A 20,052-nucleotide genomic window follows, 5' to 3' on the forward strand; every position below is an offset into this window, starting at 1 on the left:
AATTATATACCAAAAAACACAAATTTTATAGTCGATATTATAATTTTCATTATAGACTTAAATTATATCTATTCCATTATACTCTATTTCCTTAAATTTACAAGATATTTTTTATAATCTATATTTTCTCTTATCTACTTTTTTTCTTTATAATAATAATTTTCTGCAGCTAAAAAGCCAATAAATTAACTTTATTGGCTAACTTCACCTGTACTTTTTAAATATATTGTATTTGAGTCTACATTAACTGTAAGTCCCTTATCAGTAATATCCCCAAATTCTATATTTTGTCCTTCTATAGATTGAACCATAATATGACTCTTATTTTGAATATTTTCAATCCAGATATATTTAGAACTTTTGTTAAGCCAAGGTAATTGACTTATATATGCAATATTATCATCGTCTATAAATTTTGGAGAAGAACACCAAATATAATTTGGATTTGATGACAATTGATTATCTTTAGATATAACTGTACCTGAACTTGATACATATTCCGGATTAGTTATATCCTCTTTGTTCCCATTTGTATCAAATAAAAGTATACTTTGAATTTTACTATCAAATATAAGAGCATTTTTCCCTGAAGGACTTATACTATAGGCTACATTAGCATCTTTAGGTATAACATCTTTAAATATCTTATTATTATCTTTATTTTCATATACTAAATTTACACTTTTACCATCACTTAATTCAACTGTGTACTGTAAACTTTCATCTTCATCATTAACTGAGTTATTCTTAACAGATGCAGTACTTGATTTTTTACTAGTTTTTTGAGTTTGTGAAGCCAAGTCTTTCTTTTCCTTTCCCACATCATTTAATGCCGTCTTAAACATTCCAGTTAAATAAATAGAAATTAAAATTATAAATGCTAAACAAAATACAGATACTAAAAATATTCTTATTCTTCTTTTTCTCATCTGTTTTTCATAATCCTTACTAAAAATACTTGGTTTTTTTCTCACTGTATTTCCGCTGTCTTTATATAACAGCAGTACCTCCCTTCTCTTACTTTTTATAGACAAATATAATAATTGAAATCAACTTATAATACGCAACTCATTTTTTATTATAACTCAAAAGAACAAGAAATAATACTAACATTTTATAAATTTACATAAAAGCAAAAAATATTTTCAGGCATTTTAAAAATACCTGAAAATATTAAGTTAAACCAATATTGTATTTATTTTTTAAACATTCTACTTCCTGGTTTTTCATAAGGTAAATTCTTTTTACACATAGGACAATTTTCCGCATCATATGTATTTATATTAAGCTTTACTGCGCTGTATACAGGATAAGGTATATCTATATCATCCGACCTTCTATCAACTATAGAACATAGACCTATTATATCTCCTCCTAATTTTTTTACAACTTCACAAACCTCAAGAGATGACTTTCCTGTAGTTATAACATCTTCTGATATCAAAATCTTTTGTCCTTTTTTTATTTCAAATCCTCTTCTTATTGTCATCTTACCATTTTGTCTTTCTGCAAATATACCAGGCTTTCCAGTTTGTCTAGCAAGCTCGTAAGATACTATTATGCCTCCCATTGCAGGTCCAACAATTAAGTCAAAGTCTAAGTCTTTAATTTTATCTGCAACAACACTTAAAACTTCACTAGCTTTATCAGGGTATTGGAGAAGTTTGGCACACTGACAGTATTTATCACTGTGCTTACCAGATGACAATAAAAAATGCCCATTTAGTAATGCTCCTACTTGTTTTAAATTATTTATAACCATCTCATCTTTATTCATATTATATACAATCATCCTTTCCTATTTTTAAATTATTCCACATATTTGATCTAAACTTTCTATATTCTCACGTTTCATATAATCTTTTAATCCATCTAATATATCAATGCATGCAAGTGGATTTATAAAATTTGCGCTACCTACTTGTATCAAACTTGCACCTGCCATTATAAATTCAACTGCATCCCTCCATGTAGATATTCCCCCTATACCTATAATTGGAATGTCTACTGCCTTGGATACTTCATATACCATTCTTAAGGCAATAGGTTTTATTGCAGGTCCTGAAAGCCCAGCAGTTACATTTTCAAAAATAGGCTTTTTGTTTTCTATATCAATGGCCATTGCTTTAAAAGTATTTACAAGTGACAAGGCATCAGCTCCTGCATCTCTGCACTTTATGGCCATATCTACAATGTCTTCTGCATTAGGAGACAATTTTACTATAAGAGGCTTTATGCAGTGCTTTCTAACACTTTTCACAACTTTGTAAGCAACATCAGATTTTATTCCAAAAGCCATCCCACCACATTTTACATTTGGACATGATATATTGAGCTCTATTATGTCCACATCTGAGTTGTTAAGAAGTTCTACTCCTTCAATATAATCCTCTAATGTACTTCCTCCAAGATTTGCAATGATTACAGTATCAAATTTTTTCATTATAGGAAGTTCAAATTTCAAAAAATGCTCTACTCCCGGATTCTGAAGTCCTACACTGTTTAAAATTCCAGATGCAGTTTCAAAAATTCTAATTCCATCATTTCCTAATTTTTCATTTAAGGTAAGCCCTTTAGAACATATTCCTCCAAGTTTTGATACATCAAACAACCTATTGTACTCTTCACCAAAACCAAATGTTCCTGAAGCTGCAATTATAGGATTTTTAAATTTAACTCCACAAATATCCATAGATATTCTCCTTTTTAAAACATTTTTAAAGAACTATAGATTTATAAAATCAATTCTTTCCCTGGAAATACAGGTCCATCACAGCATGTTCTCTTGTTACCATTCTTTGTCTTACAAGTGCAAACTAGACAAGCTCCTATACCACAGGCCATACGGCTTTCCATTGAAACATAAACGGGTATAGATTTTTCTCTACACATCTTTACAACCTTAACCATCATTTTTTCAGGTCCACAGCACAGTACCTCATCGTAGCTTTCAGGCTTGAATATATCAGTTACATATCCTTTTACACCAGTTTCTCCAGTTTCAACAGTGTAGTATATATTGTCTACAATATCTTCAAATTCATCTAATATATAGGTATCTTTCTTAAACCCTGCATATAAATCAAGTTTTATATGTTTTCTATATGACCTTTCATCTATTGTTTTTGCAAGATATAACATAGGTGCAATTCCTATTCCTCCTGATACTATGGCAATTTTTTTACTTGTAGTATCAATATTAAATCCATTTCCCAAAGGTCCCATTAACTTTACAGAATCACCTTTTTCAAGTTTACTCAATATATTAGTCCCTCGTCCTACAACTTGATACAAAAAAGAAATTTTATTTTCGTCAATATAATTTATACTTATAGGTCTTGATAGAACTGGTTCCGTTTCCCATGCCCTAAGCATATAAAATTGTCCTGGATTTCCAGAAAATTTTCCAAGAAATTCAATTTTGTATATTCCCTCTTGAATTTTTGTGTTATTGTAGACTTTACATGTAATATACTTTAGTTTATCATCCAATTCTATCTCCTCCATTTCTAAAATTAAATGTATAATCTATTAGATTTTATTTATTTCACTGTATATTTCATCTCTCATTTTCAACACTTCTAATCTTGCACATTCTCCATATTTCTTATACCCTTTATCATATTTTTTATATGCCATGAGAATATTTCTAGAGGAGTTTACTACTCCTCCATTTTTATCCTTCAGATATATAGCTACGTCGGAAGCTCCTCCTCCTTGTGCTCCATATCCAGGTATCAGAAAAAATGTACTGTCAAGGTTACATCTCAACTTCTCCCCATCTTCCCTATGAGTACATCCCATTACTCCTCCAATAGAACTATATCCACATTTTCCAAGATACTTTTTACCAATACTATTTATTTTTTCCCCTAATACCTCATATACTTTTTTATTTTCCAATGTATCAAGATACTGAATATCTTTTGCTCCAGAATTAGATGTCCTTATTAATACAAAAGCACCTTTGTTTTTCTCTGCAATATATGGTAAAAAAGTTTCTATTGTATCCAATCCCATATAAGGATTTAATGTTACAAAATCACTTTCAAAATCTCCCTCAAAATGAGCCTTTGCATACATCTGGGCAGTCTTTTTAATGTCTCCTCTTTTAACATCTGCAATAGCTATACAATCCTTTTCTCTTATATATTTCAATGTTTTTGCATAAGCTTCTAGTCCTTGAATGCCTAATCCCTCATAATAGGCAATTTGTACTTTGAAACAAGCTGCTACATCAAATGTGCTATCTACTATATTCCTATTGTATTCAAATATACAATCACATATATTTTCATTTGACCTTACAAAATCCTCTGGCATATACTCCACTGAAGTGTCCAGTCCAACACATACATGACCTTTTTTTTCTACACTTTCATACAATTTATCTATTATCATATTACAACTCGCTCCCTTACTTGAATTGTTAGCTCATAAAACCGTTATAAGTTTCATCACAATAAGCACATCTATATTCTCCAATTTCTTCATCTGCAAGATAAAACTCCTGTGGTATATTTTCTTCTACAGAGGTTATGCACCTAGGATTTTTGCACTTAATTACATTCTTTATTTTCTTTGGCAGTTTAAGTTTTAATTTTTTCTCTATAACTTCATCTTTTATAATATTAATTGTTATATTTGGATCTATGAATCCAAGTACTGTAAAATCAAGCTGAAGTTTATTCTCTATTTTTATTATGTCCTTTTTACCCAGTTTTTTACTCTGTGCATTCATTATAAGTGCTACTGAGTAATCTACATTATTTAGTTTTAGATAGTTAAATATTTTTATTCCGTAACCGGATTTTATATGATCTATTACAATTCCATTTTTTATACTAGTGATTTCAAGCATATACTCTACCCCTTTCCCTACATTCCTAAAAGTTTTAATATAAGAGCCTGCCTAGCATATACCCCATACCTTGCCTGTTTAAAGTAACATGCTCGTGGATCATCATCTACTTCGTAGGCAATTTCGTTTACTCTTGGAAGTGGATGCAAAACTATCATATTTTTAGATGCAATATCCATTTTTGATTTATCTAGTATATAACTATCTTTAAGTCTTATATACTCTTCTTCATTGAAAAATCTCTCCTTTTGAACTCTAGTCATATAGAGTATATCTAGAGAATCAATAACATCTTCCAATTTTTTTGTTTCTATATATTTTATACCGTTTTTGTCCATCTCTCTTTTTAAGTAATCAGGTATTTTTAATTCTTGTGGGGATATTAAGGTAAAACTATTATTTTCATACATAGACATGGCTTTTATAAATGAATGTACGGTTCTTCCGAATTTTAAATCTCCGCAACAGCCTATATTCAGATTTGACAATGATTTTTTTATTGACCTAATTGTGAGAAGATCTGTTAAAGTTTGAGTTGGGTGTTGGTGTCCACCATCACCTGCATTTATCACTGGTATTGAAGAGTTCATAGATGCAACTTTTGGCGCTCCTTCTTTTGGATGCCTCATAGCAACTATATCTGCATAACCGCTTATTATTCTTATAGTATCAGCTACACTCTCTCCTTTTGATACTGAGCTTGAACTTGCCTGTGAAAATCCTATAACCTTTCCTCCAAGTCTTAACATAGCTGTTTCAAAGCTAAGTCTTGTTCTTGTACTTGGCTCATAAAACAATGTTGCCAATATCTTTCTATCACAGAGATGTTCAAAATCCTCAGGATTGGAAATTATATTTTCTGCTAAATCAAAAATTTGTTTCAATTCTTCTTTTGAAAAATCTCGTATATCTATGAGATGCTTTCCTTTTAACATTTGACATTCCTCCTTTTTAGCCTCTCGGTGCTAAATTTAAAGGTATAAAAAATACCTTCATAACTGAAGGTATAATTACACTATTTAAATAATTATTATTGACATAGCCATAAATTACACCTTCTAAGCCTCTCTGGACTCATTTAAAGGTTATGTTTAATTTCTATTAGAATATCATATACTCATATCAAAGTCAATAAAAGTAGTTTAATTTTATAATTTAATTTCATAGTATAATAATTTCAATTTTACATATCATATTAATGTTAGTTCTTATACTTCCATTAATTATTATGCTAGGGATCTGTCCCTAGTTTTTTTATGTAATATTATATAAAAAAATAGAGCATCTGTGTCACCAGATACTCAACTATTGAGGACTATTATGTTTTATTTTATATGTGTTATTTTAGTAGTTATGTATTACATCTAAGTTACAGTTATATTAATTAATTGTTTAATTTATGAATAAATAAAAAATGAATTTTATGATTTTACTTGAAAACGTTATTTTATAGACAATCTTCCTAAATTTATATATTATAATGTTATACATAACATTATAAATTTCACTATAATTTTGAAAGGGGATATATTAATTGTCCGATTCTATGGAAAAAAAGAAATTTGTATTAACTAAATCTTTTATATTACTCATGGCCATTATATGTGGTGTTTCTGTTGCCAATTTATATTACATCCAACCTCTAGAATCTCAAATTGTAACTACTTTTTCTGTATCTGAAAGTTCAGCAGGAATAGCTGCCACTGTTACTCAGATAGGATATGCTCTCGGCCTTCTCTTTATAGTACCATTAGGTGATATATGCGAAAGACGATCACTTATATTAAAGCTGTTGATATTAATATTTCTATCATTAATTGCTACTGCATTTTCACAAAATTACTTTTTTATGCTTATATCTATGTTTATAGTAGGTCTTACAACTATAGTACCTCAAGTTATTGTTCCATATGCTGCGCATCTTTCACCTGAGGAAAAACGAGGTAAAGTTATAGGTGATGTTATGAGTGGACTCCTTATAGGAATTTTAGTTTCACGTGTATTCAGTGGTATTATAGGATCAATTTTCAATTGGCGAGTAGTATATATTTTTGCATCTGGATTCAGTATAATGCTATTTATATTTGTTTTGAAAGCTTTTCCAAAGGACAAGCCTGTAAGCAATACTTCATATATAAAACTTTTAAAATCAATTCCAGGCCTCATAAAAACTCAAATGCCTCTTCGTGAATCAAGCTATAAATGGTTTCCTCATGTTTGGATCATTTAGTATATTTTGGACTTCACTTATATTTATGCTTGAAACACCAATTTATAATATGGGTACAAAAGAAGCTGGCCTATTTGGTCTATTTGGAATATCTGGTGCACTTGCTGCTCCTTTAGTTGGAAAAGTTGCAGACAAAAAAAGCCCCAGATTTACACTTGGAATAACTATACTGTGTTCAACTTTTGCTTATATATGTCTTGCTATATTTGGTAATCACATATTCGGACTAATAATTGGTGCTATTTTCCTTGATTTAGGAACTCAAGGTAGTCAAATATCAGACCAAGCACAAGTACACTCTTTAGGTGATGAAGCTAGAAGTCGTAATAATACAGTATTTATGTTTTCCTATTTTGCAGGGGGATCTACAGGATCATTTTTAGGTACACTTTGCTGGCAGCATTTTAGATGGCAAGGAGTATGTACTCTTGGACTTATTTTTGAAGCTTTAGCTATAATTTTTCACTTTTTAATTTATAGAAAACCGAATATGAATTAAAATACTATACATAAAAAATCCCTTAGGCAATATTGCCTAAGGGATGAAATATTCACCCTGTTAATTAAAGAACAGTAATATTTTGTGCTTGTGGTCCTTTTTGTCCTTCGCCTTCATCATAAGAAACTTTCTGTCCTTCATCAAGTGTCTTATAACCATCTGAATTTATTTGTGAAAAATGTGCGAAAATATCTTTTCCGTCATCTCCTGTAATAAATCCATATCCTTTTTCTCCATTAAACCATTTAACTGTACCAGTCATATAATAGTACCTCCAAAATTTTATTTCTTAAACTCTTTGTAATAAACTAACCAAATAAAATTTCGATATTACATACATATTATAATCATAAGTACATATTTGAAATATATTCGCGTTTAAATTAATTACGATTCATTTAAGTTACTTGCTAAGTATAACACATAATATTACATAAAGCAAATAATATTTAGATTATTTATAATTATTTCTATTCCTCCTTCTAAAATAGTGTTAATATCCAACACAAAATCGGAGTTATTATAATTGAAGGTAAATAATTTGCCACTTTAATTTTTGTAACACCAATTATATTTAATCCAAGTGCTATGATTATAAGAGAGCCTGTACAAGTAATTTCTGAAATAACTGAATCAGTTAAAATTGGCTGCAAAAATCCTGCTAATAAAACTATTCCTCCTTGAAATATTAGGACAAAAGATGCTGAAAACAACACACCAATTCCAAGACTTATAGATAGTATTGTAGATGATATAAAATCAAGCACTGATTTTGTAAAGAGCATAGTGTTATCTCCAGTAAGTCCTGCATTTAATGAACCTACAATTGTCATTGCCCCTACACAGAATAAAAGACTTCCTGTAACAAACCCTTCTGCAACTGAAACATGACTCTCACCCTTATTTTTAAATCGCTTTTCAATAAACTTACCTAAATTATTTATTCTTTTTTCAATATTAAGCCATGTACCTATAATAATTCCTATAACAATTGAAATTATAAGTATTAATGTATTTTCACCTTTTAATGTTCCTGATATTCCAATGTATACAGTACACAAACCTATTCCAACCATGACTTCATCAATAATTCTTTTAGAAATTCCTCTATTAAAAAGAATTCCAATAGTACTGCCTATTATAACAGCTATAGTATTAACAATTACACCTATCATTTTCTATCCCTCAATCTCCTATTCCAATTTTTTATATTATCTGTAGTTACAATATAAAATTATATATTAAACTAGCTTTACTTTCACTAGCTAAATTAGTAATGCACTCTTTTTCCTTCCTTCAAACCTTTAACATCAGTATCTGTTATTACAACATCTCCTTCTTTTAAACCATCCTCAATAACTATATATTGATTGTCTTCAACTCCTGTTTTAACTTGCTGTATATGAGCCTTAGAATTTCTCACTACCCACACAGCTTTACCGTCTTTATAAGAAAACACTGCTGATTTCAATATAAAAATGCAATTATCCTTTTTATATGTAGTAAATTTTACATCCATATCATAACCTGGTCTTACTGTTACATTTTTGAAATCTGGTTTTATTGTAACCTTTATTCTCTGTTCCTCTAATCCTAGGGGAGAAACTTTTTGTACTGCTGCTGGAGCTATATCAGATACTATACCTTTAAAAGATAAATCTTTATCTCTTGTTTTTAATATACAATCAACACTTGAATTAATTTTTATGTCATTAATATCTTGTGTAAGCACATAAGTTTCTACTTTATAATTTTTATCATTAAATATATCCATAATTAAAGTTCCTGGAGATAGAACCATTCCAACTTTTACAGGTAAATTTTTTATTACTCCATCCATAGTTGAGTATACATTAGCCTTACTTTTCTCATAGTTTAGTGAATCAATTTGTGTTTTTAAAGATTGTTCCATTGCATCATAATACTCATTTGTTCCTTTTGAAGGTTCGCTTTGTTCTTGTATAAGTTGTATATTATTTTTCTGCTGTTCTATCATATTTTGTAAATTTTGTACATTTTCCTTTGCTTTTTCATATTCACTTTCACTTACAAATCCTTTATCATATAGCGCTTTTATCCTTTGAAAATCTTTACTTTGAACATCTAATTTGTTTTGCAGATTTTCTATTTGCAAATTATATGCCTCTATTTGTGCATCATAGGGTGGAGTATTTGCTTGAAGTTTTTGATTTTCCAAACTTTCAATTTTATATTTCAACTCCTGTATTTTATAATCCAAATCTTTAGTATCTGCTTTTAATATTAATTCTCCTTTTTTAACTTTCTGCCCTTCCTTTACATTTAAAGATAGGACTTGAGCATTTATAAGACTATAAATACTACTTTTTTCATCCGCTACAACTTTCCCCTCTTCTTTAAAGGATTTAGTATATGTACGATTTTTCACTTTATAAATGCTTACATCTATTCCTCTATAGTAATTATAAAAAGCTGCTCCTATTATGCATAAAATAATAACACTAAAAAATATAACTTTTATTCTCTTTTTCAAATTGCTTTCCTCCTCTTATTCTCTTTCTTTCAATACATTGACTAAATCCAATTTCTTTATTTTTAATTTTAATGCACTCTTTGCAAGAAGCAGTGCTGCCCATGTTCCAATAATTCCTGCTAATATTGATTTATAACCTATCATAGACGGTATACTATATAAATCACTATTCATTGAGCTAACAACTACACCCATCATAAGTTTTACTACTGGTATACCTATTATTATTGAAAACACACTTATAAAAAATTGTTCTGTTGATAAAACTTCTAACACTTCTTTTTCTGAAAATCCCATTACCCTCAAAGATGCTAGTTCTCTTTCCCTTTCCGAAAAAGATATATCACTTGATGTATATATTATTATGAATCCTATAATTACAGAAAACACTAATAGGCTCCATATTACAAGAATTGATGTTTTAAGCATATCGTTTATTTTTTTTATTGAATCTGCCTTTACCTCTATTGCCGTTATAATAGGAGATTTATTACAATACTCTTTAAAACTTTCAATATCACTAGGGCTAATTTTCAGTATTAAAGATCTAGCATAATTATTATTTCCTATTAGTCTAGAAAGTTGCTTTTGACTCATAAATGCATTCATGCCTAAGTATTGAGGTACTATTTTAGATACATAAATTTTCTTTTTTTCATCATCCCATAATGAACTTTCCACCTCTAAAACTGTACCAACTTTTGCATCTAAAACCTGTGCAGCTCTTTTAGACAGTACTAATCCAGAGTCAGGCAATTTTACTACACTACCATTTTTATCTAAAATATTGTAGAGCTTGCTTTCAGATGTTAATCCTATAATTGGTACATTTTTTTCACGCCAACTATTTTTAAGATTAACTGCTACCTCAAGCATTGGTTCTGCCGCTTTAACTTCTTTTCTATGAACTATTTCATTTACCATGTTTTCAGAATTTACTAATTGTTGGAAACTTATTTTGCAATCATAGAGTTGAACCTTTTCATATTGTTCATTAAACATCACATCAAACATATTTAAAGAATTAAAAAAAGTACACATTAAACTAAATGCAAACATAGTTCCCACTAAAGTAAAAAAACTTCTACCTTTGTTTCTAAATATATTCCTCACGGCCATTTTACCTTGACTATTAAGACTATTCCAAATAAATTTCACCTTTTCTATTTTAGTTTTACCTGCTGTTTTAGGTACATCTGGCCTCATTGCTTCTGCTGGCTGAAGCTTTAACACCCTTTTACTTCCTTGAAACCCTGCTGCAATACTTACTGCCAATGATATTACAACTCCAAGAATAGTGTAATAAATCGAAAATGAACTAGTTATATTTGGAATGCTAAAATATTGCTTATACATTTCTGTCATAGGACTAGCTAGAGCTATTCCAGAAATTCCACCTAGAATTCCACCTATTAATCCAACAAAAACAGCATAACTTATGTAGTGATATAAAATTTCTCTACTAGTGTATCCAAAGGATTTAAGTATTCCTATTTGTCCTCTTTGTAATTCAATAGTTCTCTTTAGCATAATGTAGAGAATAAAAGCTGCAATTCCAAGAAACATTATTGGCAAAGATTTTGCCATACCTTCAAGTCCTTTAAGTTCTTGAGATAACATTAAATTACTAGGTTGATCTTTTCTTTCATATATTGAATTTAAAGAATATGGAGTAAGGCTTGATTTAAGATTCTCTGAAACATCTTTATATTTAACATTTTTATCTAAATTAAAACTTAAATCATTTACTAAGGTCTTCTCCTTTAAATAGGGTTTTATATAGCTATATGGAACATATGCTATTCCAAAATTTTCTGGATCTGGGAACAAATCTTGGCCACTTTTCATTGCATATACAAAATCTGGGCTCATTTCTGTACCGCTTATATTAAGATCTACCTTTTTTCCATCTATTATAAGACTTATTTTATCACCAATTTTTAAATTATTGGCTTTAAAAAAGTTGTCATCTACTAATATATTGTTAACATTGTCTTTTAAATAATTTCCACTGATTAAGACGGGCTTATTAAGATGATTTTCTTTATCTAAATCTATTGAAATCAATCTTAAGTATTTACTTTCATTGTTATCTTCTGAATACACTCTTACATCTTTTGTAACTCTGCCCTCTATTTGATTAATTCCTTTTATTTTTTCTAAATTGTCTATTTTAGAATAGGGTATACCTTTTACTGATATAAATCCATCTGCAAAGTTAGCATTTTCATAAAACCTATCTCTAGCAGAATTTAAGTTATCACTTACTAAAGACATACATGTAAAAATTAAAAGTCCTGTTGCGACTACAATTATACAAGCCATATAAGAAACAATATTTCTTTTTATATCCCTAATCATCTTTAAAAATAGCATTACCAATTTACCTCCTCAGGTGAAAGAGGATTTTTATTTACTTTTATATTAATTATTTTTCCATCTTTAATATAGAAAACCCTATCAGCAATATTAGCTATATCAGAGTTATGGGTAATTATAATCACTGTTTTTTTATATTTTTCATTAAAATTTTTCAAAATTTTAAGTACAATTATACCAGTTTTCCCATCTAAAGCTCCTGTAGGTTCATCACATAGAAGAACTTCTGGATTTTTTGCTAGCGCCCTTGCTATAGCTACTCTTTGCTGCTGACCTCCAGACATTTGTGATGGAAAATAGTCTGCTCTATCTAGTAGTTCTACATCTTTTAGTACCTCTTTAACACAAATAGGATCTTTTGATATCTGAGTAGCTAGCTTAATATTCTCTTCTGCAGTTAAATTGGGCATGAGATTGTAAAATTGGAAAACAAATCCTATAGCCTCTCTTCTATATTTTGTTAGCTCCTTTTCATTCATTTTACTCAAAAGTTTATCTTTATAATAAAGCTGTCCAGATGTTATAGTATCCATTCCACCAATCATATTTAAAAATGTGCTCTTTCCTGAACCACTTGGTCCTAACACTACTACAAACTCACCTTTGTATATTTCAAAATCAAGTTTATCTAAAGCATGAACTTGAACTTCTCCCATTTTATAAATCTTACTTACATTTTTTCCTCTTAATATTACCTCCACCAAATCACCTCTTCCCATGAATTGTTTAATAACTTATAAGCTAATTGTACTACTTATTGTGTATTGATATAATCTAAAATATGTACACAAATAAAATAAGCCTTTAGAGCATATTTTCACTCTAAAGACTTAAAATTATTGTGATTGTCTATTTATTGCGAGAAAGTTCTTCTATAAATTCATCTATTACATCTTCCTTTGTTGCCCAAGAAGTTACCAATCTTATTGCTGATGAATTCTCATCAATACTACACCATTTATAAAACAAATATTTCTCACTTAACTTATCAATAAGTTCATTAGGCATTATTGGAAATATTTGATTTGTAGAAGATTTTACCAAAAAATCATATCCTAAATTTTCTATTGATTTACTTAATTTATCTGCCATTAAATTAGCATGCTTTGCTAGTTTAAATAGTAAATCATCTTTAAACAATTCCTTAAATTGTATACCTAATATCCTACCTTTAGCAAGGAGCGCCCCTCTTTGTTTTAAGCAAAATCTAAAATTTTCTTTCAATTCATCATTATTTATAACTATTGCTTCACCTATAAGTGCTCCATTCTTTGTACCGCCAATATAAAATACATCTACAAGTTTTCCTAAATCCTCTAATGTTAAATCATTTTCACATGAACACAAAGCAGATCCAATTCTAGCACCATCTAAATACAGTATCAATCCATTTTGCTTGCAGAAATCATGTAGAGCTTTTAGTTCATTCTTTTTGTAGATTGTACCTATTTCAGTGGAATTTGAAATATAAACCATTTTCGGTTTAACCATATGTTCATCTTCATGCTGGTCTAATACCAATTTTATATCTTCAGGTGTTAGTTTACCGTCCTTAGAATTAGCAATGCATACCTTATGTCCTGTAGCTTCAATTGCTCCAGTTTCATGTGTGTTTATATGGCTTGTTTCCGCTCCTATAACTGATTCATAAGGTCTTAGTATTGATGATATTACAATTAGATTAGCTTGTGTCCCACCTACTACAAAATGTACGTCAGCATTTTCATTATGTATTTTTTTTCGAATAATATCTGCTGCCTGAATGCAGTATTCATCTTCTCCATAACCTTCTTGCTGAATTAAGTTAGTTTCAGTTAAGGCTTTTATAATATTAGGATGGGCACCTTCACTATAATCATTTCTAAAACTATATTTTTTCTTATTGTTTTTCATCATATACCTCCTTTTTAATATATAATACACCTATTTTTTACTTTAAAAATTATTTTTAATTATAACACATAGATTTAAAATACTAAAACTTAATTTATACATACTTTTAAATTCAAATACATGTATGAAAAGTTATTGACATATGCCTAAAATTAAGTATAATAATATTTAAAGAGTATATATCATATACCCAAAATAAAAAAGGAGATGATTTTATGCCAAGAAGAGATGGTACAGGTCCAATTGGAATGGGACCTAGAAGAGGAAGAGGACGAGGACTAGGATTTTGTAACACATTTAAAACTACTAATGAAAAAGATTTACTTTCTAAAGAAAAAGAAATTCTTGAAAACAAACTTAATATTATCAACAACAAATTAAAAAATTTATAATATAATAAATAAATTCAATACAACTCATATAATTTCATTAAACCTGGAAATTTTAATTTGAAACTTTACTTCATCTAAATCATAACTGGGACTACTGTACTAAATACAACAGTCCCAGCTATTTTTTCAATGATATTTGATTTTTACCATTCACTTGTAATATTATATATATAATTAATTCTAGGAGGATAATTTAAATGCCAAGGCCAAGAAAATTCAAAAAAGTTTGTACATTACCTCAAATTAAAGAATATGGTCCTATATATAATTCACATGAAACAGAATGTATAATAATGAGTGTAGAGGAATATGAAACTATACGGCTTATGGATTTTGAGGGTCTAAATCAACAGCAGAGTTCTAAATTAATGGGAGTTGCACGTTCAACAATACAAAGACTATATGATACTGCACGAAAGAAATTAGCCGATAGCTTAATAAATGGTAAAACTTTAAAAATACAAGGTGGAAACTATAAACTTTGCAGTGACGTCCAAAATACAGACAAATGTAATACATGTATTTGTCATAGACATAGACATGGTAGAAATTAGCTTTTATATTCTTTAGCATAAAAAGATTTCCAGCAAGTATGGCTCTTTCAACAGCTTTCGTAATTTTAATGATTGTTACATAAGAAATTAAATCATCTAATTCTAAATATCCAATTGAAAATTTAGAAAAGGTAAGTATGATTTTGCTACTTCATCAAACAGCTACTCCGTATCAATGACAAGTCAAAATAATAGATTGAATATTTTATGACGAAAACTCAAAAATAAAATAATAAAAATTATTAACCTACTTTTATGTCATATTTAGGCGTAAAAGTAGGTTATGCATTAAAATATTCTTAAAAAACTTTTATTATCTTTTCATATACTTCCATTTCGAAATCCATTTCCACAATACACAATATACAAAACTAGTTATAACCATAACTGGAACTGTACTTCCTAGTATAAAATCAATGTTAATAATTTTATAGTAAAGTACAATTCCAAAAATCCATACAATAACTGCACCAAAATTTAAAAGCACATCTTCTTGTATATTTTTTTGTTTTTTTACAATAAAATAATCAGTAAATAAAATTGCAAATAGTGGAGCAAACACAGAACCTATTGCATATAAAAAATTTTCATACTGCTCTATTGGCATTATAAGTGCTAATACAATTCCTACAACTGCCATAGCCATTGCTGCCCACTTTTCTTTAATTCTAGGAAATACATTTAAAAATGTTATACCTGCAGAATAGGCATCTAAAAAAGTAGTTGTAACTGTAGATAGAGCAACTATTAGTAATGCTGTAATCCCTAGATTAGCCGCAATCATTATAGATCCAACATCAGTATTGTTAAATAAAATAGCTGCTCCCAATCCAATAATATACATCCATGAACTTCCTATAAAATATCCAAGCAAGCTTCCTGTAACTGCTCCTCTTTTGCTTTTTGCAAATCTTGTGTAATCAGCAATAAGTGGCAACCAAGACAGTGGCATTATGATGTTCAGTTCAAATGCTCCACCAAAACTCATATCTCCTACAACCTGTTTAGTAAATAAACTTCCATTTTTAAATACAACAACACTTAAAACAATAGTTAATGCAAATAATAGTAAAACTGCTACAATATTAAGCTTTTTTAGTCCATTAACTCCAAGTGCAATCCATATACATATTAGTGCTCCTATAACAAGACTCCATAGTGCTATATTGTCAAAACCCCATATTGTTTTGCTTATTAAATTTAATGACCGTCCACCAGATATAATCATTATAGCTGTCCATCCTACAAGCTGAAGTATATTTAAAACAGAAAAAATATAAGAACCGTATAGTCCAAATGATATTCTTGTAGACATTATAGCAGGAATTTTTTCGCAAGTTCCAATTATTCCTCCTAAAATCAGTATAGTAACGCCTACAGCATGTCCTATTAATATAACTATAACTCCATTTTTAAATCCCATAGGAGCTAAAAGTCCTCCTGTCATTATCTCTGCTATAGACATAGCTGCCCCAAACCAAAGAAGCATAAAATTAAATCCAGTTAAGTTGTTTTTGTTATCACTCATTTATCATACCCGCCTTTTTATAAAGCTTATAAAAGTGATTTGTAGGTCCTACACCTTTTCCTATATCTAATGAATGTTCAATTGCAATATTTATATATTCTTTTGCCCTTTTTACAGATTCCTCTATGGAATATCCAAGTGCAATATTAGAAGCAATAGCTGAAGATAGTGTACAACCTGTACCATGGGTATTTTTCGTATGTATTCTAGACCCTTTAAATAATTTTATTTCTTTTCCATCAAATAAAACATCAATTGCTTCCTCTTGAAGATGTCCACCTTTAACTAAAACATTTTTAGGTCCCATGTTAAATATTTCTCTTGCAGCCTTTTCCATATCCTCTATTCCATGAATATCTATTCCAGATATTGCTCTTGCCTCATGAATATTTGGAGTAACTACATCAGCAATTGGAATTAATTCTCTAATTAAAGTTTCTTTTGATTTTGGATTTAAAAGATTATATCCACTTTTAGATATCATAACAGGGTCAAGTACAATATTTTTAGCATTATACTTTTCCAATCCTTCTCTTATAGCCTTTATTGTATCTATTTGTGACACCATACCTATTTTTACTGCTTCTACATCTATATCTTCATAAATAGCTTTAATTTGTCCCGAAACAATATCTTTATTAATATCTTGAACATCATAAACAGCTTGAGTATTTTGCACTGTAACTGCTGTAATAACTGACATTCCATAGACTCCATGAGCAGAAAATGTCTTTAAATCCGCTTGAATTCCTGCACCTCCACAAGTATCTGATCCTGCTATTGTTAAAACATTTTTCATAATATCTCCTCCTTAAATTTGAGTATATTTACTTAGTATTTTTGTCTTTTCAAACACAGTAAGTACAGCATAAGCGATGATACTTCCTCCAACAGTACTTATTAAAAAAGGAATCACAAAGAAAAATACTGCTACTTCTTTTCCCATTATAAATTTTGCTATTGGATACGCAACTATTCCTCCTAAAATTCCTGTTCCAAATATTTCTCCAACAACTGCATAGAGTTTACTTCTAGTTTTCTTAAACATAATACCGGCAAGAAACGCTCCTATCATGCTTCCTGGAAATGCTAAAAGAGAACCTGTTCCCAATATATTTCTAATTAAAGAAATAACAAATGCATTTAAAACTGCATATGTTGGTCCTAAAATAACAGCTGAAAGTACATTGATTAGATGTTGAATGGGAAAACACTTAGACACTCCTACAGGAATATAAATAATATTTCCTGCTACAACACCTATTGCAATAAGTAATGCTGACATGGTTAACTTCTTAGTTTGCATATTATATTCACCCCTTAAGATTATAAATTTATTTATATTACAAAAAATTAAAAAACACGAACCCAGGCAAGGATTCGTGCAAAAATACATGCATAAATGCGTTAATGTACTTAACTTCCCTACGCTGGCATTATCCAGATCAGGTATAAGGGTCAAAGACTTAAACGGGTCTTTATCTCAGCTATCCTATAGTAGCTCCCCTGTACTTATATTATTTGATTTTAAATTAATTTTAACACAGTAATTATATATAGACAATGTTTCATATGTTTTAATTAATTTTTACAATTTATTTCACTCTAATTATAAGTTTTTACACTTACTAAATGGATACAAAAATTTTCAAAATAACAATTGTATTTTATGATACATGTACATATTCTAACAAAAATAAAATTTTATCAAGAATATACTAAATATTTATTAAAATATTCTTGATTTTTTTAATAAATTAATATATATTAAAATAAAGATTTAGCATTTGCATAATTCTCAAAATGCTAATAAAATTTAAAGGAGAAGATAAAAATGATACCAAATTTAGATTTATGGAAAACATTGGCTGATTTAAAGAAATGTACATGGGTTGACTTAACACATGCTTTTGGTTCAGATACTCCAAAATGGTCTGGATTTAAACCCGAAAAAATTGAAACTCTTTTTACAATTGAAAATGACGGTATATTTGTTAATCAGTATACTTTCCCAGGTCAATACGGAACACATATGGATGCCCCAGGGCATTTTGCAAAGGGAAAAAGACTTATTGAAGATATAGAACTTAAAGAAATGGTTTTACCTCTTGTAGTTATCGATTGTTCAGATAATTTTAAAAAAAATCCTGATTATGAACTTACACTTGAGGATTTGTTTAAGTTTGAATCTAAATATGGTACCATTCCTGAAGGTTCTTTTGTTGCAATGAGAACTGATTGGAGTAAAAACTGGCCTGATCAAAAAAAATGTTCAAATGCTGATAGCGAAGGAAATTTGCATTATCCAGGATGGGCATATGAAACATTAGAATTTTTATATGAAACGCGTAAAATAGCAGCAAGCGGTCATGAACCATTTGATACAGATGCTCCAATAAGCCAAACTAAATATGGATTTAAAGGCGAAAACTATATATTACATCAAGATAAATATCAAATAGAAGTAATGGCAAATTTAGATAAGGTCCCACCAGTAGGTGCAATAATTTTCTGTGTGGTTCCCAAAGCTAAAGATGCTCCAGGTTTTCCAGTACGTGCTTTTGCAATAGTTAATGAATAATAAATGTAGTCAATTAAACTATCTTTCTATAATAATTATAAAAAAACAGGCATTCTAAATGACAAATGCCTGCTTTTTTGTAGTTTATAGGGGGATCAATTTTTATACTGTCTTATGGCGGTTGCACTTAAATTTATTGTGCCCTGCAACCACAGACACCAGTTTGGTAATTACCATTACTCTTTTCATGTATATGTAAACACATTATTTTTAATTTCTCTAAGTCTATTTCCTTAGGACACTTATAAGTATATATGGTTTTTGTTACGCTTTAGTGTCATATTAATTAACTATTTGTAACAATTTATATAATTTTATGAATATAGTATCATACATATATTTTTACACAATAATGGATAAAAATAAAATTAAATTATATTGATAATCATTTATTATATATAGATTTAAATTATCTAATTGATAATAATATATTGACAAATCCTATGATTATATTGACAAATCCTATGATTGTTAATATAATAAGCATTAAATTAGCGATTAAAACAAACATAAAAGTAGAAATATTATATTATTTGAAGATATTTTAAATAGATATGAGCATAATTAAAAAATTAAATACAAGAAAAAGGAAATATTATAGATTGAAAAATAAAAGTTAAAAA

The 20,052-nt window shown here is 29.0% G+C and carries 19 protein-coding genes, 1 pseudogene and 1 riboswitch; of the genes and pseudogenes, 4 read left to right on the plus strand and 16 right to left on the minus strand.

What is annotated here, in order from left to right:
* Window positions 1-191 precede the first annotated feature (191 nt).
* From H2684_RS08050 to pyrB, 7 genes are all read right to left on the minus strand, one after another.
* The gene (locus tag H2684_RS08050; protein WP_182088889.1) at window positions 192-974 is read right to left on the minus strand and encodes a hypothetical protein; all 783 of its coding nucleotides are present in this window, start codon (window positions 972-974) and stop codon (window positions 192-194) included.
* Between the two features lie 221 nt (window positions 975-1,195).
* Window positions 1,196-1,777, minus strand: coding sequence for an orotate phosphoribosyltransferase (pyrE, locus tag H2684_RS08055; RefSeq protein ID WP_182088890.1), 582 nt, complete (start codon window positions 1,775-1,777; stop codon window positions 1,196-1,198).
* 27 nt (window positions 1,778-1,804) lie between these two features.
* Complete coding sequence (locus H2684_RS08060) at window positions 1,805-2,692, minus strand: dihydroorotate dehydrogenase (RefSeq protein ID WP_182088891.1); 888 nt, start codon at window positions 2,690-2,692, stop codon at window positions 1,805-1,807.
* Window positions 2,693-2,733: 41 nt separating this feature from the next.
* Window positions 2,734-3,507: a dihydroorotate dehydrogenase electron transfer subunit gene (locus H2684_RS08065; protein ID WP_182088892.1), complete on the minus strand. Its 774-nt coding sequence runs from the start codon at window positions 3,505-3,507 to the stop codon at window positions 2,734-2,736.
* A gap of 24 nt (window positions 3,508-3,531) precedes the next feature.
* Window positions 3,532-4,401 (minus strand): orotidine-5'-phosphate decarboxylase, encoded by an 870-nt coding sequence (pyrF, locus tag H2684_RS08070; RefSeq protein WP_182088893.1) that lies wholly within the window; start codon window positions 4,399-4,401, stop codon window positions 3,532-3,534.
* Between the two features lie 28 nt (window positions 4,402-4,429).
* Entirely contained in the window at window positions 4,430-4,861 is a 432-nt protein-coding gene (locus H2684_RS08075) for an aspartate carbamoyltransferase regulatory subunit (protein WP_182088894.1), read from the minus strand.
* 17 nt (window positions 4,862-4,878) lie between these two features.
* Window positions 4,879-5,796, minus strand: a complete 918-nt coding sequence (pyrB, locus tag H2684_RS08080) for an aspartate carbamoyltransferase (RefSeq protein ID WP_182088895.1) — start codon at window positions 5,794-5,796, stop codon at window positions 4,879-4,881.
* 611 nt (window positions 5,797-6,407) lie between these two features.
* On the opposite strand from pyrB, the pseudogene H2684_RS08085 reads away from it, so the two are divergent.
* Window positions 6,408-7,590, plus strand: a pseudogene (locus H2684_RS08085) (MFS transporter).
* Window positions 7,591-7,654: 64 nt separating this feature from the next.
* Here the strand turns inward: H2684_RS08085 and H2684_RS08090 are convergent.
* The 6 genes from H2684_RS08090 to H2684_RS08115 all read right to left on the minus strand — a co-directional run bounded on the left by H2684_RS08090 (window position 7,655) and on the right by H2684_RS08115 (window position 14,374).
* A complete protein-coding gene (locus H2684_RS08090) occupies window positions 7,655-7,852 on the minus strand; it encodes a cold-shock protein (RefSeq protein ID WP_182088896.1) in 198 nt (65 codons plus the stop codon).
* A gap of 220 nt (window positions 7,853-8,072) precedes the next feature.
* Entirely contained in the window at window positions 8,073-8,765 is a 693-nt protein-coding gene (locus tag H2684_RS08095; protein ID WP_182088897.1) for a DUF554 domain-containing protein, read from the minus strand.
* A 95-nt stretch (window positions 8,766-8,860) separates the two neighbouring features.
* The gene (locus H2684_RS08100; protein ID WP_182088898.1) at window positions 8,861-10,102 is read right to left on the minus strand and encodes an HlyD family efflux transporter periplasmic adaptor subunit; all 1,242 of its coding nucleotides are present in this window, start codon (window positions 10,100-10,102) and stop codon (window positions 8,861-8,863) included.
* Window positions 10,103-10,117: 15 nt separating this feature from the next.
* Window positions 10,118-12,478, minus strand: coding sequence for an FtsX-like permease family protein (locus H2684_RS08105; protein WP_182088899.1), 2,361 nt, complete (start codon window positions 12,476-12,478; stop codon window positions 10,118-10,120).
* Window positions 12,478-13,182, minus strand: coding sequence for an ABC transporter ATP-binding protein (locus tag H2684_RS08110; RefSeq protein ID WP_347707537.1), 705 nt, complete (start codon window positions 13,180-13,182; stop codon window positions 12,478-12,480). The genes H2684_RS08105 and H2684_RS08110 overlap by 1 nt, the downstream gene beginning before the upstream one ends.
* A 148-nt stretch (window positions 13,183-13,330) precedes the next feature.
* A complete protein-coding gene (locus tag H2684_RS08115) occupies window positions 13,331-14,374 on the minus strand; it encodes a low specificity L-threonine aldolase (RefSeq protein ID WP_182088901.1) in 1,044 nt (347 codons plus the stop codon).
* 215 nt (window positions 14,375-14,589) lie between these two features.
* Here H2684_RS08115 and H2684_RS08120 point away from each other — a divergent pair, with 215 nt between their 5' ends.
* Both H2684_RS08120 and H2684_RS08125 read left to right on the plus strand, forming a co-directional pair.
* Window positions 14,590-14,766, plus strand: a complete 177-nt coding sequence (locus H2684_RS08120; RefSeq protein WP_182088902.1) for a DUF5320 domain-containing protein — start codon at window positions 14,590-14,592, stop codon at window positions 14,764-14,766.
* Between the two features lie 197 nt (window positions 14,767-14,963).
* The gene (locus H2684_RS08125) at window positions 14,964-15,320 is read left to right on the plus strand and encodes a DUF134 domain-containing protein (protein ID WP_182088903.1); all 357 of its coding nucleotides are present in this window, start codon (window positions 14,964-14,966) and stop codon (window positions 15,318-15,320) included.
* 313 nt (window positions 15,321-15,633) lie between these two features.
* On the opposite strand, the gene cytX is transcribed toward H2684_RS08125, so the two are convergent.
* From cytX to thiW, 3 genes are read right to left on the minus strand one after another with little or no spacing between them, the layout of a single operon-like run.
* Complete coding sequence (gene cytX, locus H2684_RS08130) at window positions 15,634-16,848, minus strand: putative hydroxymethylpyrimidine transporter CytX (RefSeq protein ID WP_182088904.1); 1,215 nt, start codon at window positions 16,846-16,848, stop codon at window positions 15,634-15,636.
* The gene (thiD, locus tag H2684_RS08135) at window positions 16,841-17,647 is read right to left on the minus strand and encodes a bifunctional hydroxymethylpyrimidine kinase/phosphomethylpyrimidine kinase (RefSeq protein ID WP_182088905.1); all 807 of its coding nucleotides are present in this window, start codon (window positions 17,645-17,647) and stop codon (window positions 16,841-16,843) included. The genes cytX and thiD overlap by 8 nt, the downstream gene beginning before the upstream one ends.
* 12 nt (window positions 17,648-17,659) lie before the next feature.
* Complete coding sequence (gene thiW, locus H2684_RS08140; protein ID WP_182088906.1) at window positions 17,660-18,154, minus strand: energy coupling factor transporter S component ThiW; 495 nt, start codon at window positions 18,152-18,154, stop codon at window positions 17,660-17,662.
* Window positions 18,155-18,252: 98 nt separating this feature from the next.
* Window positions 18,253-18,366: riboswitch (TPP riboswitch) on the minus strand.
* Window positions 18,367-18,682: 316 nt separating this feature from the next.
* Here thiW and H2684_RS08145 point away from each other — a divergent pair.
* On the plus strand, window positions 18,683-19,429 hold the full coding sequence (locus H2684_RS08145) for a cyclase family protein (protein ID WP_182088907.1): 747 nt from the start codon (window positions 18,683-18,685) through the stop codon (window positions 19,427-19,429).
* The last annotated feature ends 623 nt before the right edge of the window (window positions 19,430-20,052 follow it).

The sequence above is a fragment of the Clostridium sp. cel8 genome, assembly GCF_014050525.1.
In the GTDB taxonomy this organism is placed as follows: Bacteria; Bacillota; Clostridia; order Clostridiales; family Clostridiaceae; genus Clostridium_B.